21 protein-coding genes, 12 tRNA genes and 1 rRNA gene are annotated in these 24,791 nt (G+C 48.9%); 27 read left to right on the top strand and 7 right to left on the bottom strand.

The annotated features are described in order from the left end of the window. Positions 1–3 precede the first annotated feature (3 nt). The 15 genes from rrf to BUA17_RS22130 all read left to right on the top strand — a co-directional run bounded on the left by rrf (position 4) and on the right by BUA17_RS22130 (position 2,671). A 5S ribosomal RNA gene (gene rrf / locus BUA17_RS22200) occupies positions 4–120 on the top strand. Between the two features lie 57 nt (positions 121–177). Then, positions 178–254: transfer RNA gene (locus tag BUA17_RS22195), tRNA-Ile, on the top strand. A 24-nt stretch (positions 255–278) separates the two neighbouring features. Continuing rightward, positions 279–354, top strand: a tRNA-Ala gene (locus BUA17_RS22190). 1 nt (position 355) lies between these two features. Then, a tRNA-Asn gene (locus tag BUA17_RS22185) sits at positions 356–431 on the top strand. A gap of 4 nt (positions 432–435) precedes the next feature. Further along, a tRNA-Ser gene (locus BUA17_RS22180) sits at positions 436–527 on the top strand. A 19-nt stretch (positions 528–546) separates the two neighbouring features. After that, positions 547–618 (top strand) — tRNA-Glu (locus BUA17_RS22175). A gap of 9 nt (positions 619–627) precedes the next feature. Continuing rightward, positions 628–703, top strand: a tRNA-Val gene (locus BUA17_RS22170). 20 nt (positions 704–723) lie between these two features. Further along, positions 724–797 (top strand) — tRNA-Met (locus BUA17_RS22165). Between the two features lie 27 nt (positions 798–824). Beyond that, positions 825–902 (top strand) — tRNA-Asp (locus tag BUA17_RS22160). Positions 903–926: 24 nt separating this feature from the next. After that, positions 927–1,001: transfer RNA gene (locus BUA17_RS22155), tRNA-Gly, on the top strand. A 6-nt stretch (positions 1,002–1,007) separates the two neighbouring features. Then, positions 1,008–1,084, top strand: a tRNA-Arg gene (locus tag BUA17_RS22150). Positions 1,085–1,100: 16 nt separating this feature from the next. After that, positions 1,101–1,174 (top strand) — tRNA-Pro (locus BUA17_RS22145). An 8-nt stretch (positions 1,175–1,182) separates the two neighbouring features. Further along, a tRNA-Gly gene (locus BUA17_RS22140) sits at positions 1,183–1,253 on the top strand. Positions 1,254–1,340: 87 nt separating this feature from the next. Continuing rightward, the gene (locus BUA17_RS22135; protein ID WP_072734998.1) at positions 1,341–1,979 is read left to right on the top strand and encodes a pentapeptide repeat-containing protein; all 639 of its coding nucleotides are present in this window, start codon (positions 1,341–1,343) and stop codon (positions 1,977–1,979) included. An 86-nt stretch (positions 1,980–2,065) separates the two neighbouring features. Beyond that, positions 2,066–2,671: a short chain dehydrogenase gene (locus BUA17_RS22130; protein ID WP_072734997.1), complete on the top strand. Its 606-nt coding sequence runs from the start codon at positions 2,066–2,068 to the stop codon at positions 2,669–2,671. A gap of 258 nt (positions 2,672–2,929) precedes the next feature. On the opposite strand, the gene BUA17_RS22125 is transcribed toward BUA17_RS22130, so the two are convergent. Together BUA17_RS22125 and BUA17_RS22120 are read right to left on the bottom strand one after the other, a co-directional pair. Further along, entirely contained in the window at positions 2,930–3,790 is an 861-nt protein-coding gene (locus BUA17_RS22125; protein ID WP_139295715.1) for a CYTH domain-containing protein, read from the bottom strand. 144 nt (positions 3,791–3,934) lie between these two features. After that, entirely contained in the window at positions 3,935–4,843 is a 909-nt protein-coding gene (locus BUA17_RS22120) for a LysR family transcriptional regulator (protein ID WP_072734996.1), read from the bottom strand. A 170-nt stretch (positions 4,844–5,013) separates the two neighbouring features. Here BUA17_RS22120 and BUA17_RS22115 point away from each other — a divergent pair, with 170 nt between their 5' ends. The 4 genes from BUA17_RS22115 to BUA17_RS22095 all read left to right on the top strand — a co-directional run bounded on the left by BUA17_RS22115 (position 5,014) and on the right by BUA17_RS22095 (position 10,519). Beyond that, a complete protein-coding gene (locus tag BUA17_RS22115) occupies positions 5,014–6,030 on the top strand; it encodes an ABC transporter ATP-binding protein (RefSeq protein ID WP_072735025.1) in 1,017 nt (338 codons plus the stop codon). Between the two features lie 77 nt (positions 6,031–6,107). Further along, on the top strand, positions 6,108–7,184 hold the full coding sequence (locus BUA17_RS22110) for an ABC transporter substrate-binding protein (protein ID WP_072734995.1): 1,077 nt from the start codon (positions 6,108–6,110) through the stop codon (positions 7,182–7,184). Positions 7,185–7,274: 90 nt separating this feature from the next. Continuing rightward, positions 7,275–8,960 (top strand): ABC transporter permease, encoded by a 1,686-nt coding sequence (locus tag BUA17_RS22105; RefSeq protein ID WP_063568011.1) that lies wholly within the window; start codon positions 7,275–7,277, stop codon positions 8,958–8,960. After that, positions 8,957–10,519 carry an MBL fold metallo-hydrolase gene (locus BUA17_RS22095; RefSeq protein ID WP_244552208.1) on the top strand — a complete coding sequence of 521 codons (1,563 nt, stop codon included), beginning with the start codon at positions 8,957–8,959 and terminating at the stop codon, positions 10,517–10,519. Before BUA17_RS22105 ends, BUA17_RS22095 begins: the two co-directional genes overlap by 4 nt. A 170-nt stretch (positions 10,520–10,689) precedes the next feature. Here the strand turns inward: BUA17_RS22095 and BUA17_RS22090 are convergent, their stop codons facing one another. The 3 genes from BUA17_RS22090 to BUA17_RS22080 are packed head-to-tail and all read right to left on the bottom strand — an operon-like array spanning position 10,690 to position 13,556. After that, positions 10,690–11,244 (bottom strand): GerMN domain-containing protein, encoded by a 555-nt coding sequence (locus BUA17_RS22090; protein WP_083584818.1) that lies wholly within the window; start codon positions 11,242–11,244, stop codon positions 10,690–10,692. 41 nt (positions 11,245–11,285) lie between these two features. Then, positions 11,286–12,707 carry an N-acetylmuramoyl-L-alanine amidase family protein gene (locus tag BUA17_RS22085; RefSeq protein ID WP_072734994.1) on the bottom strand — a complete coding sequence of 474 codons (1,422 nt, stop codon included), beginning with the start codon at positions 12,705–12,707 and terminating at the stop codon, positions 11,286–11,288. Between the two features lie 24 nt (positions 12,708–12,731). Then, on the bottom strand, positions 12,732–13,556 hold the full coding sequence (locus tag BUA17_RS22080) for a hypothetical protein (protein WP_072734993.1): 825 nt from the start codon (positions 13,554–13,556) through the stop codon (positions 12,732–12,734). Positions 13,557–13,852: 296 nt separating this feature from the next. On the opposite strand from BUA17_RS22080, the gene BUA17_RS22075 reads away from it, so the two are divergent. Both BUA17_RS22075 and BUA17_RS22070 read left to right on the top strand, forming a co-directional pair. After that, positions 13,853–15,082, top strand: coding sequence for an anhydro-N-acetylmuramic acid kinase (locus BUA17_RS22075; RefSeq protein ID WP_072734992.1), 1,230 nt, complete (start codon positions 13,853–13,855; stop codon positions 15,080–15,082). A gap of 123 nt (positions 15,083–15,205) precedes the next feature. Then, positions 15,206–16,045 carry a MurR/RpiR family transcriptional regulator gene (locus BUA17_RS22070; RefSeq protein WP_072735023.1) on the top strand — a complete coding sequence of 280 codons (840 nt, stop codon included), beginning with the start codon at positions 15,206–15,208 and terminating at the stop codon, positions 16,043–16,045. Between the two features lie 148 nt (positions 16,046–16,193). On the opposite strand, the gene murQ is transcribed toward BUA17_RS22070, so the two are convergent. Both murQ and BUA17_RS22060 read right to left on the bottom strand, forming a co-directional pair. Continuing rightward, the gene (gene murQ, locus BUA17_RS22065; protein WP_072734991.1) at positions 16,194–17,099 is read right to left on the bottom strand and encodes an N-acetylmuramic acid 6-phosphate etherase; all 906 of its coding nucleotides are present in this window, start codon (positions 17,097–17,099) and stop codon (positions 16,194–16,196) included. 22 nt (positions 17,100–17,121) lie between these two features. Next, entirely contained in the window at positions 17,122–18,084 is a 963-nt protein-coding gene (locus BUA17_RS22060; RefSeq protein WP_072734990.1) for an N-acetylglucosamine kinase, read from the bottom strand. Between the two features lie 361 nt (positions 18,085–18,445). On the opposite strand from BUA17_RS22060, the gene BUA17_RS22055 reads away from it, so the two are divergent. The 6 genes from BUA17_RS22055 to BUA17_RS22030 all read left to right on the top strand — a co-directional run bounded on the left by BUA17_RS22055 (position 18,446) and on the right by BUA17_RS22030 (position 24,741). Further along, positions 18,446–19,798 (top strand): ABC transporter substrate-binding protein, encoded by a 1,353-nt coding sequence (locus BUA17_RS22055; RefSeq protein ID WP_072734989.1) that lies wholly within the window; start codon positions 18,446–18,448, stop codon positions 19,796–19,798. Positions 19,799–19,853: 55 nt separating this feature from the next. Next, positions 19,854–20,777, top strand: a complete 924-nt coding sequence (locus tag BUA17_RS22050) for a carbohydrate ABC transporter permease (protein ID WP_072734988.1) — start codon at positions 19,854–19,856, stop codon at positions 20,775–20,777. Between the two features lie 64 nt (positions 20,778–20,841). Continuing rightward, a complete protein-coding gene (locus BUA17_RS22045; protein ID WP_062322342.1) occupies positions 20,842–21,675 on the top strand; it encodes a carbohydrate ABC transporter permease in 834 nt (277 codons plus the stop codon). A 49-nt stretch (positions 21,676–21,724) separates the two neighbouring features. Next, complete coding sequence (gene ugpC / locus BUA17_RS22040) at positions 21,725–22,834, top strand: ABC transporter ATP-binding protein (protein ID WP_072734987.1); 1,110 nt, start codon at positions 21,725–21,727, stop codon at positions 22,832–22,834. Between the two features lie 30 nt (positions 22,835–22,864). Further along, entirely contained in the window at positions 22,865–23,575 is a 711-nt protein-coding gene (locus BUA17_RS22035; protein ID WP_064642815.1) for a hypothetical protein, read from the top strand. Further along, positions 23,575–24,741, top strand: a complete 1,167-nt coding sequence (locus BUA17_RS22030) for an exo-beta-N-acetylmuramidase NamZ family protein (protein ID WP_072734986.1) — start codon at positions 23,575–23,577, stop codon at positions 24,739–24,741. Before BUA17_RS22035 ends, BUA17_RS22030 begins: the two co-directional genes overlap by 1 nt. The last annotated feature ends 50 nt before the right edge of the window (positions 24,742–24,791 follow it).

The raw sequence follows: 24,791 nt of genomic DNA, 5'->3' as shown, positions 1-24,791 counted from the left end.
GCGTTTGGTGGCGATGGCGGAGGGGTTCCACACGTACCCATCCCGAACACGACCGTTAAGCCCTCTAGCGCCGATGGTACTTGGACCGCAGGGTCCTGGGAGAGTAGGACGCCGCCAAGCGAATTCCCTTTGGGGTATTTTTTTTGCCCCCCTCGTAAGGAAAAGGGAAATATATTGGGGCCCTTAGCTCAGTTGGTTAGAGCGCACCTCTGATAAGGGTGAGGCCGGTGGTTCGAGTCCACCAGGGCCCACCATTTAAGTTTTAAACCACAGTGTATGGGGCCATAGCTCAGCTGGGAGAGCGCCTGCCTTGCAAGCAGGAGGTCAGCGGTTCGATCCCGCTTGGCTCCACCATTCCCTGATAGCTCAGTTGGTAGAGCACTCGACTGTTAATCGAGTTGTCACAGGTTCGAGCCCTGTTCGGGGAGCCATTCAGGAGAGGTGTCCGAGTTGGTCGAAGGAGCACGATTGGAAATCGTGTAGGCGCCAAAAGCGTCTCGAGGGTTCGAATCCCTCTCTCTCCGCCAGATAGAATTTTGTTACTGTGGCCCGTTGGTCAAGGGGTTAAGACACCTCCCTTTCACGGAGGTAACAGGGGTTCGAATCCCCTACGGGTCATATTTACATGGAGGCTTAGCTCAGCTGGGAGAGCATCTGCCTTACAAGCAGAGGGTCGGGGGTTCGATCCCCTCAGCCTCCACCATATAGATTTCTGAATAACGACGCGGGGTGGAGCAGCCCGGTAGCTCGTCGGGCTCATAACCCGAAGGCCGCAGGTTCAAATCCTGCCCCCGCAATTATACTTTCTTTCAAGAAAGTGATCTGGAACCGTGGTGTAGTTGGCCTAACATGCCTGCCTGTCACGCAGGAGATCGCGGGTTCGAATCCCGTCGGTTCCGCCATTTTTATATCGCACCATATATTTTGCGGAAGTGGCTCAGCGGTAGAGCATCGCCTTGCCAAGGCGAGGGTCGCGGGTTCGATTCCCGTCTTCCGCTCCAATATTTGCGCCCTTAGCTCAGCTGGATAGAGCGTTTGACTACGAATCAAAAGGCCGGGAGTTCGAATCTCTCAGGGCGCGCCATTATTTTCATAAGTATCGGGATGTAGCTCAGCTTGGTAGAGCACCTGGTTTGGGACCAGGGGGTCGCATGTTCAAATCGTGTCATCCCGATTTTATATGCGGGTGTAGTTCAATGGTAGAACTTTAGCCTTCCAAGCTAATAGCGTGGGTTCGATTCCCATCACCCGCTTCATGGTAACATCAAAGAGAGCTCTTGCTTAGTGCAGGGGCTCTTTTTGATATAGTAATCTTAAATAAGAAAATAGTGGGAGGACTTATGAAAAATAAAATAGAAACGCCAAAGATTCCCCTGGAACTCGAGGACTTATCGTTAACTTTAGAAGCATGGGAGAGTAAAGAAGAAATCAAACATGGACGATTTACCAATATCTCTATTGAGAATCAGAGCGCCAGCAGGGTTTCATTCGATATAGTGGTCTTTGAGAACGTGATCTTCAGCCAGTCCTCTCTCCCCGAAGTTGAGCTTACTGATGTGATTTTTGATAAATGTGATCTGTCCAATATGGACTTTAACGGTTCTTTCCTCCACCGGACAGAATTTAGAAACTGTAAATTGCTTGGTACCAATTTTGCAAATAGCAGGCTCCAAAATGTAAGCTTTCAGGGCTGTGTAGCTGACCTTTCTTTATTTCGATTTTCCAAGTTTAAACAGGTGAAGTACACGGAATGTTCTCTGGTTAGTGGCGATTTCTTTCAAGCTACAGCTCAAAACCTGGAGTTTTCTGAATGCAATATAGATCAAGCTCTTTTGTCTGGGGTTAAGCTTAAGGGAGTGGACCTTAGTGACTGTAGCTTTGAAAGGTTACACGTGGATATTGAGGACCTGGACGGATGTATCATCTCAGATGCTCAGGCCGCCTCTTTTGTTGGATTATTAGGCTTAATTGTGAAGTAGGTTTGATTATGCGAGTGATCTTTGTTTAAATGAAGAGATCAATGAATGTAGAATATCATGCTTTCACTGAAAAAAGGAGGCGTATTATGAAAAGGGCTCTCGTTATTGGAGGAAATGGAACATTAGGCAAAGCTGTTGTTGCGAAGCTTCAGGAGTATTCCGTTGAGGTAATTACAGCCGGCAGGCAATCCGGGGACTACCAGGTGGATATGACCTCGACAGAGAGTATTACATCCCTCTTTGAAACGGTAACTAATATTGATTATGTCATTGTTGCAGCAGGCCAGACCCATTATGCGAAGTTGGAGGAGCTGACTCCTGAGAACAACATGATTAGTGTGCAGGGGAAATTACTCGGTCAAGTGAACATCGTCTTGATTGGGCAGCACTACATCAACGATAAGGGAAGCTTTACGCTGGTCAGCGGCATTATACAGGACCATCCCATTCTGAAGGGCGCATCCAGTGCTATGGTCAACGGTGCAATTGATTCGTTTGCCAAAGCAGCAGCGTATGAGTTGCCGCGAGGTATACGTCTGAATTCGGTTAGTCCTAACCTGTTTGTTGAATCCGCAGAGAAATATAAGGGTGTGTTTATTGGATTTAATCCGGTTCCTGTGGAGCGGGTCGCCAATACGTTTATCCAGAGTGCACTTGGTATCGAAACAGCCCAGAACTTTAAAATATATTAACTGTAAGGAATATTAAATAAAGGAGATCAACAGAATGTTCCTGTTGATCTCCTTTTGTTTTGGATGAAAATGGATGTAGGCTTGAATGGGCAGATAAACCAAACATATCATTGTATGTTTAAGCGATAGGGTATAGGAAGGGGAAAGACCATGATTCGTTTCGTTTCATTAAGAACATAGACATGCCCATTTTCCCCGTTGCCTTTAAACCGCTAGATACCATACTTAGACTTATACGGTATGGGCAGCAACAACCAATTAGTATCTTTCCAAGATGAGCTGAGTTTTCAGGCCATCGGCAGGAATGAGCCAGTTTTTGTTTGCTAGGACTTGCATCAGTTGAGTACGCAGTCCAGAAACAGCTGTAGAATCTGCTGTTTTGAAAGAGATCTCAACGATATTCTCTACACCTGTGCCTGCTGCGTTGCGAATTGGCCATACTTCAAGGGTGAGTTCCTGTCCATTCCATGTACCTTCATAACGTTGGAACGTTACCGGGCCGTAGGCACGGGATGCCGTGAGTTGTTGTTTACCCCAGTTGGAGGAGGACCAGTTTTTTAATTTGCCAGGCAGCTTGTCCAATAACATGCTCAAGGCTTCCTGCTGTGATGGAAGTTGTACGCCTGTAGCGTTGGTATCCACCTTTTTCGTGTTGGAGAAGCTTAATGTTTGTTTGCCATATCCCCAGTCAATTTCAGCCTCGTAGTTATCATCTGACGCATTAAATCCCTCTTGGTTAGCCAGAGTCAACGCCGCATTAACATCACCATTGATGACAGGATAGCGCTTTTTATAAGTCAGTTCATAATTGTTCTTGTCATCCTTCTTCCGAAAACGGACATCCCATCCTGCTTGATTTAGATTGAGTGCGTTAGTGTCGAAATACTCTGCACTAATGTTTCTTGCTGTGGAGTTCAAGCCAAGTGTCTGAATGACTTCACTGCGTGGTGTGCCATCTGTGTTCAAAACCAGCTCCGGCTTAGCCAGGAACTTCACTTCATAAGCAGGAACGGCGTTGGCTGCTGCTGAGGCCTGTGGTGCTTCCAGAAACGTCAGTCCACTTCCCAATGTCACGATGCTCAGCATGAATGAGGCGGTTACCTTTTTCCATTTTTTCAAAACCAATCACTCCCTAGGCTGGATTAACGTACAGACCCACTTTATCGTCCGAGTATGTGAAAGCGATTAAATGGAAGGGCTCGTTGCGTTAACCCTGCATAGATTTGATGAATGCCAAGCGATAGTTTATATGGGATAGCGGGATCATGAATTAAAAAGAGAGATGCTGTGGCTCATGTCCCGCAGTACTTCCTTGAAGCGGTTGACCTGGACGGAAGGATGACGATCTTTGTTGTGGACGGTGTAAATATGCCGCGGAGCCTGCTCCCCCGGAATGGGGAGGACCTTGATGAGTCTATGCTGCTCTTCCCACTGTACGGCCATTCGTGACATGAACGAGATATGACCGCCGAGTAGAACCAACTGCTTGATCGCTTCCAGAGAGTCCATCTCAACGGTGCTCCGCAGACGAATATCATGTTGCTCCAGCCATTGGTTGGTTAAACGGCGAGTGCTGGATTCATCCCCATGCAGTGCAAAAGGAACCTGTGCCATATGCTCAGGTTTCAGCACATCCCTCTGAGCCAAGGCATGCTGTGGTGAGCAGATTAATACCAGATCGTCTTCACACAACGTCTCTGCTTGCAGCACCGGCCCTACAAACGGTTCGGAAGAGATTACACCCAGATCAATCTGGTGACGGATCAACATTTCGCGGATAACGGGTGAAGGTTTGACCGATAACATAATTCGAATACCGGGGAATTCCTGAGAAAATGTATTCAAAATAGGTGGCAGCAGATACGTGGCTGGTACATAGCTCGCTCCAATGTGCAGGGTGCCCCGATAGAGGCTGTCATATTCCTGTACTACTCTGCGCGCCTCCTGGGTCAGGGCATTGATTTTGACGGAATAGTGTAAAAGGGCTTGTCCAGCTTCGGTTAGAAATGTCTTTCCACTACGCGATTCGAATAATCGCACCCCCATCTCTTCCTCCAGAGACTTCATATGAAAGGTAACAGTAGGCTGCTTGATACCTAGAAGTTCGGCCACGCTGGTCATATGATGATGCTTATCAATGAGTTCAACAATTTGCAGTTTAATCAGGTTCAACGAACTCAACACTCCTCTCAGGTAACTTTTAATCACCTTATATAGATTTAATCTATGAAGATCAACAGAATTCATCTAAAAAGTTAATTCCAATTTTACATTTCTAACATACAACTCGCGAAAGCGGACGTTAGACTGAGAACAGTACAAGAAGACAGGCAGGGATGCTTATGAAAATGGAAATTAGGGGAATTCAAAAATCATTCAATCGCACTCCCGCGCTGCTGCCCACGGATTTAACACTTCAGCATGGACAGTTTACGACGCTGCTCGGCCCATCCGGCTGTGGTAAAACGACGTTGCTGCGCATGCTGGCGGGGCTGGAGCAACCGGATGCGGGAGAAATCGTCGCGGATGGCAAGAGTTTCTACTCGGCGACGAAGCGAATAGATGTACCGACACATAAGCGTAATCTGGGCATGGTGTTTCAGGATTTTGCATTATGGCCGCATATGACTGTATACGAAAATGTGGCGTTCGGCTTGAAAGCCGGAAAGCAAAAATTGGATCTGCGCCAGAAGGTGACCGAAGCACTAAGCATGGTTCGCCTGCAAGGCATGGAGGATCGTTATCCTCATCAGCTGTCGGGAGGACAGCAGCAACGGGTTGCTTTTGCCAGAGCGGTAGCAGTAAGACCCGGGATTATCCTGTTCGATGAGCCACTAAGTGCACTGGATGCCGTGCTGCGGGAAGAGATGCGAATTGAGATGATGTCATTGGTACGGGATATGGGATTGACAGCGCTGTACGTCACCCATGATCAGGTTGAGGCGATGTCGATGTCCGATGAGATTGTGGTGATGGAGAAGGGGCGCATATTGCAAAAGGGAACCCCGGAAACGATCTACGCATCGCCAAGCGATCCTTTTGTTGCTTCGTTTATCGGAAAGTCTAACTGGCTTACGCCTAATCAGTCCATGGTGAGACCGGAACATGTCTCCTGGAGCAAAACAGGTCATGACGATCTGTGTTATCAGGCGATAGTGCTCAGTGTCAGTTATGTAGGAGAGCGTTATGAAATTCGGGTGCAGATGGAGGGACTGGGTGTATGGACAGCCTATCTGGATCGAAGAGTACGCGTAGGAGAGAAGGTTCAGCTATATGTAGCCCCGGAGCGGATTTGCCGAATGAACGGACAAGACACTCCGAATGTGAAGCCTAGAGAGTTCATCGCAGCAGCCAACTGATCATGATGAGCATACAGCGTGAGTTTGCAGAAACTTGAATACTAATATAATCAGAAACCAAGGGAGATGGAATGAAAATGTTGGGTATGAAAACACGGAAAAGAAGTGCAATGCTATTATTATCAGCGGTAATGAGTATCAGTTTGTTCGGATGTAGCACAGGTAATTCAACTACCGGGAATGCGGGTCAAGCTGCTGGGGAAGGCAGTACGGCTACTGCATCGGCGGAAACAACAAAACCAGCTGGCGGTAAGCTGGTATTGTACAGTGCAGGACCTCAGAAGCTGGCGGATAACATCATCAGCGGATTTACAGCCAAGACGGGCATTGAAGTGGAGATGTTCCAGGGTACGACAGGTAAAATTCTGGCTCGCATGGAAGCTGAAAAATCTAATCCGGTAGCGGACGTGGTTATCCTGGCCTCCCTGCCTTCGGCACAAGCACTGAAAGCAGATGGTCTGACACTCCCATATCCTGATGCGGAGAATGCAGACAAGCTGAACAAGGACTGGTCGGATGCCGACGGCAACTATTTTAGCTCCAGTGCTTCGGCACTTGGAATTGTCTACAATACGAAGCTGGTGTCCACGCCACCAAGCAGTTGGTCTGAGCTGGCAACACCTGCCTGGAAAGATGTTGTGAACATTCCTGATCCTACACTGTCCGGTTCTGCACTGGACTTCATTACGGGATACCTGAGTGTGAATGGAGATAAGGGCTGGGACTTGCTGGAAAGCTACAAAGCGAATGGTGTTGCGATGGCAGGAGCGAATCAGGAAGCACTTGACCCGGTTATTACTGGAGCGAAGAGCATCGTAGCAGCAGGTGTGGACTACATGGCGTATTCCTCCAAAGCCAAAGGTGAACCGCTGGACATCGTATATCCAGAGGAAGGGACTGTAATCAGTCCAAGACCGGCAGCGATTCTGAAATCGAGTCAGAATGTGGAGAATGCAAAGGCGTTTATCGACTACCTGTTGTCTGATGAGGCACAAAAGCTCGTTGCAGATGCTTACCTGATTCCGGGTCGTGAAGACATCGAGGCGACTAACCGGGCAAATCTGAAAGATATCCCGCAGCTTAAAGTGGATTGGAACTGGATGAGTGAACACGGAGATGAGACAGCGGCACGTTTCTCCGAGACTTTTAAATAAGCATAGTGTTATGACCTAACGATTGAGTAACTAGAGCAACTAGAGTGAAGAGACGATTGTTTTGTGGAAGTCATGTGAGGTGAAATCGTAGTGAAACCTGGTGTAATAGACAACAACCGTATTTTTCGGAGAGTGGGCGTGATTCTGGCCCTCTTTCTGCTGACGATAAGCATTGGTGTACCGCTCTTGCTGATTTTCTGGGAAAGTGTGTATCCAGACGGGCAGTGGGATTGGATGGCTCCGATTCGGACCATTACCGGACAGCATTTATCCGGGGTGCTGCTGAATTCCGTCTGGCTGGGGATCTGCGTGGTAGCTGTAACAACGCTGCTGGCATTGCCACTGGCCTGGATGATGGCGAAGACCCGCATGGGTCAGCATCGCTGGGTGGACGTAATCCTGATGATTCCGTTCATGACCCCGCCGTATATCGGCTCCATGGGCTGGATTCTGTTTATGCAAAAAGGGGGATACCTGCAGCAATGGGTGCCCTCCGCTGCGAGCTGGAGTGAGTTGTTCTTCAGCTTCTGGGGCATGGTGCTCATTATGAGCCTACATCTGTTCCCTTTCCTATATCTGTTGCTTCGGGATGCCATCATTCGCATTGGAGGCAACCTAGAAGAAGCGGGAGCGGTGCACGGGGGACGTGCGGGATACCGATTCAGACGCATTATTTTGCCACTGCTGTTGTCTTCCTATGGCATGGGGATCATGCTCGTCTTTGTCAAAACGATTGCGGAATTCGGAACACCGGCCACCTTCGGGCGCCGTATCGGTTATTATGTCATGACATCTGAGATTCACAAGTATATCTCCAGTTGGCCGATTGATTTTGGCAAGGCAACCTCGCTTGCATCGGTGCTGCTGTCGGTCTGTCTGGTGATGTGGTACATGCAGTCTGCCATGAGTCGGAAGTTCACGTACCGTCTGGTAGGGGGCAAAGGGCAGCGATCCAAACGATACTCCCTACGCGGCGGAGCGGGTTGGTTGTGTGGGTTGTATCTCGCGTTGCTGCTGATTCTGTCGGTGGGCATTCCGTATTTCTCCATTATTGCTGCATCGACTATGAAGCTGCGCGGCGCAGGATTGTCCTTCGACAATCTGACGCTGGATCATTACCGGGAATTGTTGTCCTGGGGATCGGTCAGTATGAAAGCAATCGGGAACAGTCTAGGGCTGTCACTAGCAGCTTCAACGGTTGCGGTTATTATCGGTACAGGTTTTGCATTGACGATTGGTAAATCGTCTTCCTTTATGCAGCGTGTCATTGACCTGTTCAGTCTGCTGCCGAATACGGTACCTGGCATTGTCATGGTGGTGGGTCTCATCCTGTTCTGGAATTCACCATGGATGCCGTTCACCCTGTACAACTCGTACGGAATGGTTGTTCTGACGTATGTGGTGCTCTTCCTGCCGTACACGGTGCAGTATGTCAAATCAAGCTTCACCCAGATAGACGGTACGTTGTTCCAGGCGGGTCAGGTCTTTGGCGGAAGACCGTTGTATATTCTGCGGCGCATTCTTCTACCACTGATCATTCCCGGTATGTTGGCCGGGTGGATGATGACATTCACCATTGCCACGCGGGAGCTGGTGGGATCACTGTTGATTTTGCCTCCATCGATGCAGACATCGGCTACGTATATTTTTGCTCAATTTGAACAAGGTCAGGTTTCATTGGGAATGGCGATGGCCGTGGTTACTGTCGTTATGACGGTACTGATGTTGCTCGGCATTGAAGTTCTGAATTCGAAGAGAAAGTGGAATGCATCATGATCAAACTGAAGGTATGGGGCGGCGCCGGGGAACACGGGCGCTCTGCCTATCTCCTGAGAGGGAGCCGGGTTCAACTTTTGCTGGATTGTGGCGTGAAAAAAGAAGGAGCCGGCGAGTATCCGTTGATTGAATCGGAAATCGTTAAAGAGCTGGATATGGTTTTGTTGTCTCACGCCCATGAGGATCATTCTGTCGCTATTCCATTGCTTTATAAGATGGGGTATCAGGGTGAAGTATGGACGACGCGGGAAACCAGAGAGCAACTGGACACCTACTTCAGAGCTTGGCGAAGAAATATGGAGCGGGCAGGACACACCCTCCCATACGAAGAAGGCGATGAACAACTGATTCGCTACCGATTTCTGGAGGATGAAGCCGAGGGTGGAATCTGGTTTGAAATGGCCCCTGGCGTCTCGGTGGTGTGGGGGCGCAGTGGACACCTTGCAGGATCGGTATGGTTCGGACTGGAAATGGAGGATAAGCGGATATTCTATTCCGGTGATTACACCTCCGAATCCATGCTTTTGCAGGAGGATTGTCCAGCGGATGTATTCTGGCAGGCAAGGGTACCACGTAACAAGCGTGGATTCGATACTTCGGTTAGTCAACGTTGGAAAACGGATATACGAACCGCCGTGAATGGTGGGCATGTCTTGGCAGGAGAGCCATCCGCGTCGCAGACTCTCCCCTTTGCTGCATCCGAAGGGGTATTACGATCCCATGTATCAGCAGGGAGAACTGTGGAGCAAGGGGATTCCTATGCCGTATCCAAGGAAGTCGAAATGAACCAAGCATCTTCATCCGGCCTGCTCGATTTGGTGATTATGGATGCTGCCTATGGAACAGATCGCGATACGCAGGCCAACAAGCTGGAACAGCTGGAGCAGGCCATTCATGAGACCATTGCCCGGGGTGGGAAGGTGCTAATGCCTATGCCCTCAGTGGGTCGTGGTCAGGAAATCATGCTGTGGGCACAGCAGCAGTTCCCGGACGTTCCAATTGTAGTGGAACAAGGGCTGGTGGACGGTCTGAAGCAGCTTTTACGTGCTCCATATTGGCTAAAGGAAGAGGAAGAACACATATCGGGCTCTGTAAAGGAAGCAATTGAGCGTTTTTTGAGGGGTTATGGTTGGGAAATGCCTGTAACAAAGGAAAATCGAGAGCGGCTACTGCATCAACATGCTGCCTCTTTGTGGTTCATTCCGGACGGAATGATGCAGTCCTCTCTTGCTCGCTGGTACTATAGCCAGTTTGCGGACGATGAACATAATCTGGTACTGCTCACTGGGCATGTCTCTGCCGGCACCTATGCTTACAGGCTGTTGCAGAATCCTGCAAAACACGGAGCGTGCGAGGTACGGAAAATTCGTTATAAGGTGCATCAGGGTTGGAAGGATGTCGAGAGAATGCTGCATCAGGTTCCTGCGAGGCATACGGTGCTTGTGCATGCGGACCGGGCAGAGACGGATAAACTGAGAGAAGGCTTACTCAGCGAAAAATCGGTCTCGGGGAAAGGGATTTTGCATTCGCTATCTCCTGGAGATGAGCTGTATCTGTAAGTTGAATTGGATAAAGATTGGATCTATGTAGGGCGTCCCTGGGGACGTCTTTTTGAATGTGGATTTTTAATAAAAAAAAGCATGATGAGAAGTTATGCTTCTCATCATGCATGGGAGATGATTCAAGGGGAGAATCATCTGGAAATCATCCGCTGTCTTTTAAAATTAGATTAGGGCTCGCGCTGAATAGGATGCTCCAGCTCTGAATGGCCCATCAAGCTATCGAGGGCTTCACCGTCCACCAGGATATCGATACTTTCTACTTCATCGTATTGAAACATCGTCTGGGTCAGTGCATCCAATGCAAGCAGCTCGCCACTGGTTCCCAATTTGGCCTCATCCGGAATATGAACATCCAAAGTGACTTTGCCCTCACCGTACTGTAGGGAGAGCAATTCGACTTTTTCCCAGAGGGATACGAGCTCCGAATCGGTATTTTTTTGTAAAGCTTCAAATGTTTTTTTGTATTTCTCGGAATCGTCCTTGTATTCAATTTCCTGCTCTTTTTTCTCAAGTTCCAGTACCTGGGCATCTGCGAAATACACATCAACCGCTTTTGTGTTCATTGAGCCCAGATCCACCTCTGTTTCGGATGGGTTTGGTGACTGTCCTCCCTGAACAGCAGGTTCGGCCGATCCGGATTCACTGACTGGCTTCTGAGCACAACCAATGCCAACTATCATTAAGAAGGATAAGACGAGTGCACATCCCAATTTCGTTTTCAATGGATCACATCCTCCAGCATATTTTCATTATGTTTTATTATTTAATTTATACCCAGATATTCCTTAATTCCATCTGCTATCGCTTGCGCGGCTTTCATCTGAACGACATCGGACGACATCAGTTCTTCATCTATAACATTACTCAGGAATCCCACTTCCAAAAGTACTGCAGCCATGGTCGTATCTCTGATCACTTCCAAGTTGCCATTTTTCACACCACGGTCTTTGAGCCCCATGGCTTTAACCAAACGTTGATGAATGATATTGGCTAATTCCTTGCTGCTGCTGCGTTGATAGTAGAACGTCTCTGTACCTGTCGCCTGGGGTGAGGACTCCACATTATTGCCATGGATAGATACAAAAACATCCGCGTTTAATTGATTAGCGAGCCGAACACGCTCCGGGCGAGTGGGGTAAGTATCACCGTCACGAGTCATCACTAATTCGATATCCGGCTCATTGAGAAGCAGTGCTTGTACTTTGAGAGCCAATGCCAGATTATATTCTTTCTCGGGTTTGTTGGTGATGCTGGTTGAACCTGGATCTTTACCCCCATGGCCTGGATCGATGACAACAACCTTGCGTCCTGAATCGCCTACAGGAGTTACAGGAACGGATGTGACGTTATCTCCCGAAACATTTAGATCGATAATTAGTTTATCGGCAATGATGTTCTGGCTGTACTGTACATCCTTCACCTGATTCAATTCAACGACAATTCGAACTTGACCAGGGTCTTGTTTAAAAAGAGAATATCTAACTTCCGTTACATTGGGGTATGCGTCCACATCCAATTTACCATTCATGTTGTGATTCAAAGGTTGCGATAGATCACCAAACACTGCTCCGGGCAGATCCACGACCAGACGATCGGGATTCTTCAAAGTCGTCATCACTGGTTTGGATTCACCATCCATAGACACGACGAGCTGATTGTTGGCAAATTGGATATCGGTAACATGTGTTAGCGATGCTGGGCTACCGTTTCCTGAACCGTTGCCCGGCTCAACATTGGGCTCTTTACTGGTGGCGGTGTTGATTAAGTATACAATCTTCTCCTTGTTGTTCCATTTCACGTTGAGTCCCATTTGTTCACTGACAAATCGAATGGGTACCACCATGGTGTTATTTAAAATGAGTGGAGCTGTGTTCAGGGTAACTTGCTTGTCAGCGACCATGGCTTGCTTTTGATCAACGGTTAAAGAAATCGTCTTGTCATTTTGCTGGATCTTTACATTACGTGTATTTTGATTCCAATCCACTTTGAATTTCAAATTTTCGGCAACGACACGAATCGGAATCATAACATTCTTATTCACGATGGTCACCTGAACGTCACTTGGGAGGATTAATTCCTCGCCGTCCAAGAAGATTTTCGACGTGCTTGCAGCCGCATTTCCCTGATGAGGGAGTACAACCAGCAAGAACAGACTCAAAAACAGGAGTAAAATCGATTTTTTCATTATGCACCTCTACTATTTAGATCGTTACTGTATGGAATACTTATCCAGCTTAAACCATTCGGCAAACTCATTACGGCTGATTTTCTTAACAGGCTTCACCTTGTTACTCTCCATGCTATACCTATAAAGTATCATTTGATCAGACGGATACTCACTGATGTAATCTAGTATTTTTCCGTTTTTTTGCCACAAAATCAGATTGGTACTAATATAATTGGTTGCCCTTGGTAGGTATACAAAGCTTTCTTTCTGAACATTGTAGATGGCTATTGAGCTTTTGGAGGGATCTCCGTAAGAGAAGGCTATCTGATCTTCGTTGGGTGCCCAGTTATAGTCGGCAATCGTTTCTATGTTTTTCTTGCCTGCTTTTTTCAATCGGTCATTTAATTCCGTCACTTCACCCGTTTGAAGGTTAAGCAGCATCAGAGTGTTTCCTGAGCTACGTTCTGCGTGTATAGCAAGCCATGTATTGGAGTTAGAGGCAACAACACTTGTGATATCGAGCCAATTGTCCTCCAAGTCACTCGTTTCAATCGTATATTTCTGGCTCCCCTTGGTGACGACAATGGATTGAATTACGTTTTGTTCAAATGTGGGCATACCTTCCAACTTCACTGTAGTAGCGGTTAAAGTAATATTTCCTCCCTTCAAGATGATTTTGTTGGTACTGTTGCTCTTTTTAAAAGGTGTGACGCTTGAATAGATGGAAGGAGTTACAGAAGGCGCATTAACGGAACGTTGTGAAATTTGTTCTGGTGCAGCTGGTTTGGCACCAACAATAGATGACGATGTAGTCGTCAATCCCCCCAGTAATAACACAGTTGAAAACCAAATAGCAGCGTTGTTCATCTTGGTATCTCCTTCCGCTAGAGACAGTTTATAACCCTCAACATATCGATTCCAAAATATACCTTCGTTATATAAACGGTAAAATTGTAAAAATGTTTCTTTTTTGATCGTTATTTATCTATTTTTATTTATAGAAGCATCTTGTGAGCATTTCATTTCGGACAAAGAGTCGCTATGGTTGGAAGAGTGTAATTAAATTTCATAAAATATTTGACTTGTGAAATTTTATATCATATACTGGGTGAAATTATGGCAGGATGACGTGTTCATCGGGTCTGGCGGGAGGTTGTGAATGGATGGATACAGGCAGCTATCCGATGTGGGAGCAATATCGCTTGAAACGGGAGCATTACATCATTGGACTGATGTCAGGCACGTCCCTCGACGGGACGGATGCGGCATTGGTGCGTATTCTGACAGATGACAGCGGGGCATTGCAAAAGATCGATCTGGTTGACTTCGTCTGCGTACCTTACTCCAATGAATTGAGAGAAGTGCTGATTCGACTATGTTCACCGGAGACGGCACGTGTGGATGAGCTGACGGCTGCACATTTTGGCGTATCGGAGTGGTATGCTCAGAGTGTCAGAGAGCTTATTCGATCCTCAGGAATCTCATCCGGGCAGGTGGATGCGATAAGCATGCACGGACAGACCGTATGGCACGCACCTGTAGCTTCGGCTTTTCCAGGGCCAGCAGGCGAGAGTCTTCCAGTGGTGTCCACGTTGCAGATTGGCGAAAGCGCCGTTGTACGTGAACGAACGGGCCTGCCAGTGATCGGCAATTTGCGGGCACGGGATATGGCGGCTGGCGGGGAGGGGGCGCCCCTTACCCCTTACGCCGATGCGTTGATGTTCCGCAGCCCGGAGGAAGGACGACTGGTGCAAAATATCGGCGGTATTGGCAACGTTACCGTGCTTCCATCAGCGTCTTCTAATGAAGGCATTTCGGCTTTTGATACGGGACCTGGCAATATGGTGATGGACGCGATCGTACGCCAGGCAACTGGTGGGCGGCAGCACTATGATCCAAATGGAAGCATCGCCGCACAGGGAAAGTTTGATCAGGATCTGGTGGATCTGTGTTTGGACGATACCTATTTCAAAAGGCTGCCTCCCAAGAGTACTGGACGTGAAGTGTACGGTGCAGCATATGCAGCACGCTTGATGGAGATGGCTGCTGCGCGTTCTTTATCCCTGGAGGATACGCTGGCTACCGCCACTTGTCTGACCGCGGAGACGATCGTGCGTGCAGTGAAGGATTTTATCCTGCCCAAGGTGCACATATCGGCCATGCTCGCCTGCGGTGGTGGCACTTCCAATGCCACGTTAATGGAGATGATCCGTCAGAGACTCCCGGAAGGTATCCGTTTGGAGCGAACAGCGGACTATGGTATACCAGATGATGCCCGTGAAGCGATTGGATTTGCCCTCCTTGGCCATGAGGCACTCATGGGTAGAACCAACACGCTCCCGGCAGTAACCGGCGCGAAACACGCCGTAATATCGGGCAACCTGACACTGTAGTGCAGCATGGCTTTTGAATGAGTTGAATAAGCAAGGGCGTTTAATCAATTAGACTCTATTGGAATTATAGGATAAAATGCTTGTACATGAAGGCAGTACGGAAAGGAGGAGCGGATGGAAGGCATGAAAGGTGGACTTGTACGTTTACGCGCATTAATGGATGATTTGACTCCGTCGGAACGGAAGATCGGTGCTTACATTCTCGATCATCCCCAAGAGACGGTTCAGTCCTCGGTGGCACAGCTGTCTGAACGGAGCGGTGGCAGCCCGGCTGCCATTATCCGTCTCTGCAAATCACTGGGTGTAACGGGTTTCCAGGAGCTGAAGCTGAAGATTGCCGGAGATTTGCAGACAGGTGAGCAATACCAATATACGGAGATTCGTCCCCAGGACTCCATGGAGAGCATTATTCAGCATGTGTCCGCAAACAATATTCAGTCGGTGAAGGATACCGTTCATATTTTGGACCCGCGTCTGGTGGAGCGGGCAGTGGATGTTCTTCATCGGGCGAACCGGATCTTTTTCTACGGGGTGGGGGCCTCCAACCTGATTGCGCTGGATGCACACTACAAGTTCATGCGAATCAATCGCACAAGCTTTTCGTTCGCCGATCCGCATATGCAGATTTCGTCCGCAACGACGCTTCGCGAAGATGATGCGGTGGTATGTATCTCGTATTCAGGGGAGACTTCGAACGTGATCTCCTGTCTGAAGCATGCTCGTGAAGGCGGCGCTGCAACGATTAGCATTACCAAGTGGGGGAGCAATACGCTCAGCAGTTTGGCGGATGTACCCCTGATGATTACTTCCACCGAAAGCGATATCCGGAGCGGAGCAACTTCGTCACGCATCGCACAGCTGAACGTGATCGACATTTTGTATCTGGCGATTGCCAGCCGCGACTACAACCAGTCGGTGGAATATTTGGAGAAGAGCCGGCAGGCTATTCTGGAGCATAAGTGAAGTAGAAGCATATGAATCCCTTTCTGTTTATACAGAAGGGGATTTTTTTGACGGATTATATTCGCTATTAGTATAAAAAAATTAAAAAAAGAGCCCAGACTAATGTCGGGCTCTTCTCTTTCAACCTCTAGGAATACTTCTGTACGGCTCAGGAAGGACCCACAATGGCGGCGCGGACAAATCCGTCAGCCAGATCCAGTCTTCGCTGAGCTTCCACGGCGTCCACCCCTGCCATCAGCATGACGATTGCCGTTTTTACATGACCGTCTGCACCGGCAAAAGCCTGTTCAATGTCCGCTTCGTTCGCTCCGGTTGCCAGATGAATCATGCGTTTGGCCCGATGGACAAGCTTTTCGTTCGAAGGGTTCAGATCGACCATGAAATTACGGTAAACCTTGCCCAGACGAATCATGGCGGTAGTGGTGAGCATGTTCAGAATCATTTTCTGGGCGCTGCCTGCCTTCATACGTGTTGAACCCATGACAACCTCCGGGCCGACAACAGCCTCGATGCTCACATCAGCCAAAAGGGTCATCGGCGTACCTGCGTTGTTACTCAGGCTGATCACAGTAGCTCCGATCTCTTTGGCGTGTCTCATCGCACCCAGCACATACGGCGTCCGGCCACTGGCTGCAATGCCAACCACGACATCGTTTTCGTCTATTCTATGTTCATCAAGGTCTGCGGCTCCCAATTCCTCGCTATCCTCAGCACCTTCAACCGGGTCCTTCACTGCCCTGAATCCTCCTGCAATAATACCCTGCACCATGGAGGGAGGGGTTCCGTAAGTAGGAGGGCATTCCGAAGCGTCAAGTATTCCCAATCGTCCACTGGTACCTGCACCTACATAAAATAGCCTGCCGCCAGATTGAAAGGCCTTCAAAATCAGGTCCGCCGCTTGAGCAATGACCGGAATCAGGGGCTGAATGAGCTCCGCAATCCGTTGATCTTCCTTATTAATTAGCTCCATAATTTCTGCCGAAGGCAATTCATCTATATGATCCGTTAGTGGATTGGGTTGTTCCGTTAGTAGTGAGTTCAGCATGTGATTCATCCGTATGGCCTCCTTCTCTCTTTTAAAATGATTCATTCAAGGAACAGCGTCTTCTTGCCAGTTGTGCTGCACCAATCGCTGGAGCAGGGGCATCTTCACGATATACAAAGTCCAACTCTTCATAATATCCCGATAACTTCTGGATAAATGTAGTTCGGAAAAGTGCAGCGTATCGAAACAATGATCCAGACAGGACAACCTGAGTGGATGCAAATTCGGGATGACGGGCAATCAGCGCCTTGGCGGTATCCGCCAATTGTGCGGCCTCATCGATGATCAGTGCCCGGGCGGCCTCATCCCCGGATTCAGCAGCCTCTATAGCCAGACGGGCGATGGATGCGGTCTCGGTTTTGCCCCAATCCGTCTGGTACACCCGTGCCTTTAACTCCGATATATCCCGAAGGTTCAGTTTCCTTAGAAGAAGCGGGGTTAAACGGGTTGGAGGAAGAACACCGTCATAGCTCTGCATTACCACTTGGAGTGCACGCTGCCCAATACGATAGCCGCTCCCCTCATCTCCGAGCAGATGACCCCAGCCTCCTGCACGGTATCGCTCTCCTTCCAGCGTAAATCCGTACACGATGGATCCTGTTCCAGAGATGCACAATACACCGTGAGTATGTCCGAGAGAGGCCATCAGAGCAATCTCTCCTTCGGATACAACCCAGACTGGACACCCTTCTGATCCCTGTCGATTCCGACTCTTCATATAGTTATTAACTGCGTCGGCTATAAGTTGCCGTTCTTGGATCGTATCTACACCTGACATGCCGAGGCATATACCTTCACAATTTGTCGATAAATCACTTTTTAGATTAAATAGCTGTTCCAGCACTCGTTGCAGTTCGGAAAGGGCCTGTTCCAGTGGTACGCTGTGAGGATTTGTGGGACCGCCGCTGAGCCGGGCGAGAATTTCGCCAAACTCAGAAATGATTGCTGCATCAGTATTGGTACCGCCTCCATCTACGCCTACATATACTCGCAAAGTGGCTCACCTCGATTGCTTGAGTTTTCTTTTTACATAGTATAGAGGCATAAAATGAAAAAGTAAAATTAAATTTTATAATAAAAAATAATGTTGAATTTTTATTTCATAGCTCATATAATGAACTCAATCTACAATTTTGGAAGGAATTAATACTGTTAATGTTAACTAAGTTGACGTTAATATTGCATTTAAGAGATTAATCCTGCGTACGTTCAGGTCTAATCCATAAGGGAGGTGCATTTTCCTTACTGCCACGCTCAATAATCTGTTAAGTCGTTTAAGGATGGATGATTTCAAAAGGGGTAGCATGGTTAGGCAATGCAATTATCGGGAGACGACACGCGAAGGAGATGAAGGGATGAAAAAGAAGGGTCTGGTATGGGCAATGTTGTTGATGATGGTCTGGGTTACTGCCTGCGGGAATAGCGGGGGCGCTGCTTCAGATGATCCCAATGCAGAAGATACGGTGACCGTATGGACTTATCCAGTACATGGGACATATGAAGATGAACTGAAGGATCTGATCGTTGATTTCAATAAAGAACACCCGAACATTACCGTGAAGACGGAAATGCTCTCCTGGGCGGAAGGGCCCAAAAAATTCGATGTCGCTCTGAACGCGGGCAACCCGCCGGATCTTTACTTTCATAGTGTAGATGGCACATATGTGAATACGGGATTGGCACTTGAGCTGGACAACTACCTGACACCTGAGATCAAGGATGACTATCTGCCAGGTACGCTTGAATTAGGCCAGATCCAAGGGAAACAGTACGGAATGCCGTTGTATCAATTCCAATGGGCATGGGGTGGCAACAAACGCATTCTCGAGGAAGCGGGTATTGACTGGAAATCCATTCAGCAAAATGGTTGGACCTGGTCCGAATTCAACGCTGCCGCAGCCAAGCTGACCAAAACGCTGGATGGTGGGGCTAAACAATATGCACTGGTTACCGACGGAACCTCGCTTGATTTCATTGAAATGTTGTCCCGAAACAACGGCATGATTGACGTTCTCGATAAAGCTGGCACATTCCAATGGAATGATGGCCGCATTCTGGATACTCTCTCTTTTATCAAAAATCTGATGGATCAAGGTTATATGCCGAAGGAAACGGCTGCTCTTGCTCCAGCAAAACGGACGGATATGTTCTACGCGGGTGAAACGGCGATCATCTCCAAAGCGATTCCTTATTATGATGTGATGATTCAGAACCGCAACAAGGATATTGATGACGGCAAGGTACAAGGGGAGAAAATTGATTTTGTCCTGCTGCCTGTACCGCATAATGATGATCAACCTGCGGCAACAACGATGGGTGGCGAAGGGTATGTAGCCTTCAAACAGAAGAAGGACAAAGGTGAACAGCATGCTAAAAATACGTTCCTGGTTATGGAGGCACTCAGTGGTGCCAAAGCAGGGAACTCGGCCAATGAACTGGCGCTTCCATTCGTAAGACAATCCCAGGTGGATCTGTTTAAAGGAAAAGAACTTGGTCAACCGGATAATCTGGCTGCTGCAAAAGTCATGGCAGAGAATATCGCTATGCCGGTTGTACTGGAACTGGATATCGACAAAGCATCACAGCAAAAACAATTCAAGGAACAAGTTGTGAAGCCTAACATTCAGGCGCTGTTCTCGGGTGAGAAGACACCGGAGCAGATCGCAGAAGACTTCAAGAACAAAGGCCAGCAGATGTTTGGACAATAACTCGGACCATACAACATAACGCAAAACTACACTGATTAGGAGAGGAGGATTCGCCATGCAGACCGCCCTTGCGCCAAAACCGTCTGTGCCCCGGACTTCCCGGGTTGCCCGGTTTTGGCGAGACTACGGGTGGGCGTATTTGTTTATTTTGGCGCCTGTCCTGCTGTTTCTCATTTTCACACTGTATCCCGTTCTGACGGCTCTCGTGATGAGCTTCCAGAAATACAACATTATGAACTCGACGTGGGTTGGATTGGATAACTACGAGCGACTGGTGAAAGATGAGACGTTCTGGAAGTCGATTAAAAATACACTCATCTTTACTGTAGGTACGGTACCGGTCAATATTCTCATTACATTTGTACTGTCCTACTTCATCTACCAGATGAAAAGCAAGTGGCAGACGTTCTTCAAAGCAACATTGTACCTGCCTGCGGTAGCATCCGGAGTAACCATCTCCATCGTATGGCTGGCGATCTTTGACCCGACAGATTCTGGACTGCTGAACCGCTTCCTCAGCCTGTTAGGCCTTGATCCGGTGATCTGGCTGGGCCAATCGGGAACGGCACTCTTTTCACTCATTCTGATGAACTGGCTCGGATCGCACGGAGCGGGCATTATTCTGTATCTGGCAGCCATGGGCGGTATTCCGAAATCGCTGTACGAAGCGGCGGATATTGATCATGCCAGCGGCTGGACCCAGTTCAGCAAGATTACATGGCCGCTCCTCAAACCAACGACGTTGTATCTGCTCGTGACAGGTGTGATCACGTCTTTCCAGGTGTTCATATCGGTATATCTGATGACACAGGGTGGACCGAACTTTGCGACAACAACGATCGCTTATCTGATCTATGAGACGGCATTCAAGTTCTATGAGTTCGGATTGGCTTCTGCACAGTCGTTCGTACTGGCGATTATCATCATTGTTATCTCCGTCATCCAGTTCAAATATTTCTCCAGCGATATTGAGTATTAGAGGTAGTTCAAAACACGGACTATTAGAGCATGTTGCATTAAGCATCCGGGGGTGAATGAAATCCATGAAATCAACACAGAAAAAGACACTGCTTGTCGTTGCATCCATTCTGCTGGTGGTTTGGGCACTGGTGACGGTCATTCCGATGTACTGGATGCTAGTCGGTTCGGTGCAGGATAGTGCGATGTCGGCTTCCTTCAAACCGCAGATGATCCCGGAGCAGCTGTCGTTATCACCATATGAGCGCTTTTTTGCCAAAACTGATGCCTGGCGCTGGCTGTACAACTCGCTGCTCATCTCGGTCATTCTAACCGTGACGAATGTGTTCTTCGCCTCCCTGGCGGGATATGCGTTCGCCAAACTGAAATTCCCGGGAAGTCAGGCGGTATTCTGGACCTTGCTGGGGACGATGATGATTCCGGCACAGGTGACCCTGATTCCCTTGTATATTCTGATGGTCAACGTGTTTGACCTGGGGGATACGTATACGGCCATTATTCTGCCTGCTGCGGTCAGTGTGGGCAACATTTTCTTGATGAAACAGTTCATGTCAACGCTGCCCACATCGCTGATTCATGCGGCACGTATTGATGCATGCAGTGAGTTCGGCATCTTCTGGAAAGTGATTCTGCCGATGGCGAAGCCAGGGATCGCGGTGCTGGCGATTTTCACGTTTGTAGCTTCGTGGAATGAATTTTTCTGGCCATTCCTGATCACTAACTCCAACGAGATGCGCACCGTTCAGGTGGGGCTGGCTTCGTTCGTATTTGCCGAATCAACGGATTTCGGCGCAATGATGGCAGGGGCAACAATTGGTGCGCTGCCGATGATCATTCTGTTTTTCTCACTGCAACGTTATTTCCTACAGGGCATTACGATCGGTGCAGTAAAAGGTTAAGGTGAACTGTTAGTTCAGGACAAGCGACAACGTAAAGGGGGATCTACCTATGGCACGCGTGGAGTTTCGCCAAGTGCGCAAAGAATTCAAAGACGATCATAAAGGAACGTTCACGGCTGTGGCCGGCTCGGACTTTGTTATAGAGGATAAGGAATTCGTGGTTTTTGTGGGTCCTTCGGGCTGTGGCAAGACGACATCACTGCGGATGATTGCGGGACTGGAAAAACAGACGAGTGGCGATATTGTCATCGGGGAACGGGTCGTGAACGACCTGCATCCGAAGGATCGCGATATCGCGATGGTATTTCAGGATTATGCACTTTATCCGCATATGACGATACGTGAAAATCTGTCCTTTGGTCTGAAAAATCTCAAGAAACCAAAATCCTATATTGATGAACAGGTACAGAATGCGGCCGCCATTCTGGGGCTGGAGGCGATGCTGGAGCGCAAACCGCGCGAGCTGTCCGGTGGTCAGCGCCAGCGTGTGGCGGTAGGGCGTGCGATCGTCCGTGATCCGCAGGTGTTTCTGTTCGATGAGCCGCTATCCAATCTGGATGCGAAGCTGCGGGTACAGATGCGGGTGGAATTGGGCGAACTGCATAAGCGGCTCGGTGCCACAATTGTATATGTCACGCATGACCAGGTGGAGGCCATGACACTTGGGGAGCGAATCGTGGTCATGAATCATGGAGATATCCAGCAGGTGGCTTCACCGAAAGAATTGTATGCGAGTCCGCGTAATATGTTTGTTGCCGGATTTATCGGTTCCCCGGCAATGAATTTCATTGATGCCCGGATTGAAGGCACGCAGGTTGTTGTGGACGGAGCATCATTCACCTTGCCAGAAGATGTACTCGCTCGTCTTCAGAGCTATCAAGGCAAACCGGTGATTATGGGTCTGCGTCCAGAGCATATTTTTGGTGACGATGTCGCTCCGAATATCCCGACAGATCATATGCTGCAGGCGCGGGTTCAGGTTGTAGAGCATCTGGGCTCCGAGAATCTAGTGTATTTCCATTCGGGTGCCCGTACCGTTACGGCCAAGGTTCACCCGGAAACACATGCTTATGTAGGAATGGACAAGAATTTTGTACTGGACCTGCGTAAGGCGCACTTTTTTGACCCAGAGACGGAACTGGCGATTGGACGGGAATAAGAAACGAGCTGCAAGAAAGGGAGTGTGGGGATGCGTAAGCTGAGTGAAGTGTTGGTCAAGTCGGGGGCGGAAATCTATCGGGATATTATTCCGGTGGCCCTGTACAGTGTTGTCAGCTCCATCGTGCTGGTACCCATTCTGATGTTTGCTCCGCTGCCAATCGCGGTGCTGCTTTTGGCCGTGATTTATATGCCAATCCTGTTCGGTGTCAGTTATGCCGTGCATCACAGGCTGGAACGCAAGGAACGCCGCAATGGTCTTAAGGATATCTGGAACGGAACGATGAAGGGATTCATCCCGGGAGGGGCAGTAGGTGTGCTTTTCGCCGTGCTTGGCTTCATTCTCTGGTCAACCTGGTGGTATTACGGCGGACAGGGCGGGATTACAGGCACAGCGGTGAGCATGTTCCAAACGTTCTTCGTCCTCATGGCGCTGATGTCGCAATTCTATACCTGGCAGCTTGTTTTGCAAAAAAACATGGGCATCATTCAGGCGATGGGGGAAAGTGTGAAGCTATTCTTCCGTCATCCGGGGTACACGATGGGAGCCTGTTTTCAGGCGCTGTGTCTGACGGCTTTGCTAATGCTGACGGTTGTTGGCTTCGGAGCGCTGTTCGCGGGCATGTTTGCCATCTATCAGCATAAGGTCGCCCTTAATGTGCTTGAACCGGAAGAGGAACCTGTCACATCTGGCGGCAATGACCACCAACATACGGGGTGGATAAGCCAGGGGAATGTGTGATGGTTGTAAGAACTGGAGTTGATCTTCTGTCGGGAGGATTCTCCCACCCATGGTTAACGGATACGCGTATTGGCCTGATGACGAACTCCACTGGTATTACGGCCGACTTTGTCTCTACGGTGGATGTTTGTGCCGGGTTGGCAGATGCCAAGCTTACAGCGCTTTATGCGTGTGAGCACGGGCTGGATGGTGAGCTTCAAGCTGGTGTTCGATTCGGGGATACGGTGCACCCATGTCTGGGCATCCCTGTGTTCAGCCTTTATGGGGAACACAAGAAGCCTACGCCTGCGATGCTGGCTGAGGTGGATACGGTGCTGTTTGATATCCAGGATGTGGGCGTTCGTTATTACACGTATGCATCCACTCTGTTCCACATGATGGAGGCCTGTGCCGAAGCAGGCAAACGCTTGTTGGTGCTGGACCGTCCCAATCCGCTGGGCGGGGATAGTGTGGAAGGCGGCCTGCTAAGCGCGGGGTATGAATCACTCGTTGGCGCTTGGCGTGTTCCTGTCCGCACCGGACTGACGGTCGGTGAATTGGCTCTGTTGGTCAACAGTGAGATGGAGGTGCCCTGCGAACTGGATGTGATAGCAATGGAAGGATGGCGGCGCTCCATGGAGTTTACGAATTGTGAGCTTCCTTGGATGCTGCCCTCTCCCAATATGCCCACGCTGGACAGTGTGCGGGTGTATGCGGGTACTTGCCTGTTCGAAGGCACCAATGTATCAGAGGGCAGGGGCACGACTCGCCCATTTGAGTGGATTGGAGCCCCCTGGATTGAGGGTGAACGACTGGCGGAACGCTTTCGGGAACATAAAATGGAGGGGGTGCATGTGCATCCGGTGTACATGTCGCCAAGCTTCTCCAAACATGCAGGTGAGCTGTGCGGAGGTGTGAGGATTTTCGTGACAGATAGCAGGGCATTCCGGGCGGTAGATACAGGTCTGGTGCTTTTGCATGAACTGGCATCGCTCTATCCGGAGCAATTTCGCTGGTTGGAGCCGCCACAGCCGGGTTCCCGTTATTTTATTGATCTGTTGACCGGAGGCAGGAAAGTCAGGGATGTCATTCATGACCGTGAAGAGTTAGTACGCTTGATGGAAGCATGGAATGCAGAGGCAAAGGAATGGAAGGAACGGCGTAAGCCGTTTTTGCTATACCCATAAAGTATGGAATTCATCAATAGAATGTCACGTAATGTACGGATGATGTTTGT

The sequence above is a fragment of the Paenibacillus sp. ov031 genome (assembly GCF_900143165.1).
In the GTDB taxonomy this organism is placed as follows: Bacteria; Bacillota; Bacilli; order Paenibacillales; family Paenibacillaceae; genus Paenibacillus; species Paenibacillus marchantiae.
The sequence above is the reverse complement of the archived record's forward strand: the minus strand, read 5'-3'. Positions and strand labels throughout refer to the sequence as shown.

What these genes read in the sequence shown, in the direction of transcription:
- BUA17_RS22135 (WP_072734998.1), top strand. Translation starts at nt 1,341, where the DNA reads ATGAAAAATAAAATAGAAACGCCAAAGATTCCCCTGGAACTCGAGGAC.
- BUA17_RS22130 (WP_072734997.1), top strand. Translation starts at nt 2,066, where the DNA reads ATGAAAAGGGCTCTCGTTATTGGAGGAAATGGAACATTAGGCAAAGCT.
- BUA17_RS22115 (WP_072735025.1), top strand. Translation starts at nt 5,014, where the DNA reads ATGAAAATGGAAATTAGGGGAATTCAAAAATCATTCAATCGCACTCCC.
- BUA17_RS22110 (WP_072734995.1), top strand. Translation starts at nt 6,108, where the DNA reads ATGTTGGGTATGAAAACACGGAAAAGAAGTGCAATGCTATTATTATCA.
- BUA17_RS22095 (WP_244552208.1), top strand. Translation starts at nt 8,957, where the DNA reads ATGATCAAACTGAAGGTATGGGGCGGCGCCGGGGAACACGGGCGCTCT.
- BUA17_RS22085 (WP_072734994.1), bottom strand. Translation starts at nt 12,707, where the DNA reads ATGAAAAAATCGATTTTACTCCTGTTTTTGAGTCTGTTCTTGCTGGTT.
- BUA17_RS22080 (WP_072734993.1), bottom strand. Translation starts at nt 13,556, where the DNA reads ATGAACAACGCTGCTATTTGGTTTTCAACTGTGTTATTACTGGGGGGA.
- BUA17_RS22075 (WP_072734992.1), top strand. Translation starts at nt 13,853, where the DNA reads ATGGATACAGGCAGCTATCCGATGTGGGAGCAATATCGCTTGAAACGG.
- BUA17_RS22070 (WP_072735023.1), top strand. Translation starts at nt 15,206, where the DNA reads ATGAAAGGTGGACTTGTACGTTTACGCGCATTAATGGATGATTTGACT.
- murQ (WP_072734991.1), bottom strand. Translation starts at nt 17,099, where the DNA reads ATGAATCACATGCTGAACTCACTACTAACGGAACAACCCAATCCACTA.
- BUA17_RS22055 (WP_072734989.1), top strand. Translation starts at nt 18,446, where the DNA reads ATGAAAAAGAAGGGTCTGGTATGGGCAATGTTGTTGATGATGGTCTGG.
- BUA17_RS22050 (WP_072734988.1), top strand. Translation starts at nt 19,854, where the DNA reads ATGCAGACCGCCCTTGCGCCAAAACCGTCTGTGCCCCGGACTTCCCGG.
- BUA17_RS22045 (WP_062322342.1), top strand. Translation starts at nt 20,842, where the DNA reads ATGAAATCAACACAGAAAAAGACACTGCTTGTCGTTGCATCCATTCTG.
- ugpC (WP_072734987.1), top strand. Translation starts at nt 21,725, where the DNA reads ATGGCACGCGTGGAGTTTCGCCAAGTGCGCAAAGAATTCAAAGACGAT.
- BUA17_RS22035 (WP_064642815.1), top strand. Translation starts at nt 22,865, where the DNA reads ATGCGTAAGCTGAGTGAAGTGTTGGTCAAGTCGGGGGCGGAAATCTAT.
- BUA17_RS22030 (WP_072734986.1), top strand. Translation starts at nt 23,575, where the DNA reads ATGGTTGTAAGAACTGGAGTTGATCTTCTGTCGGGAGGATTCTCCCAC.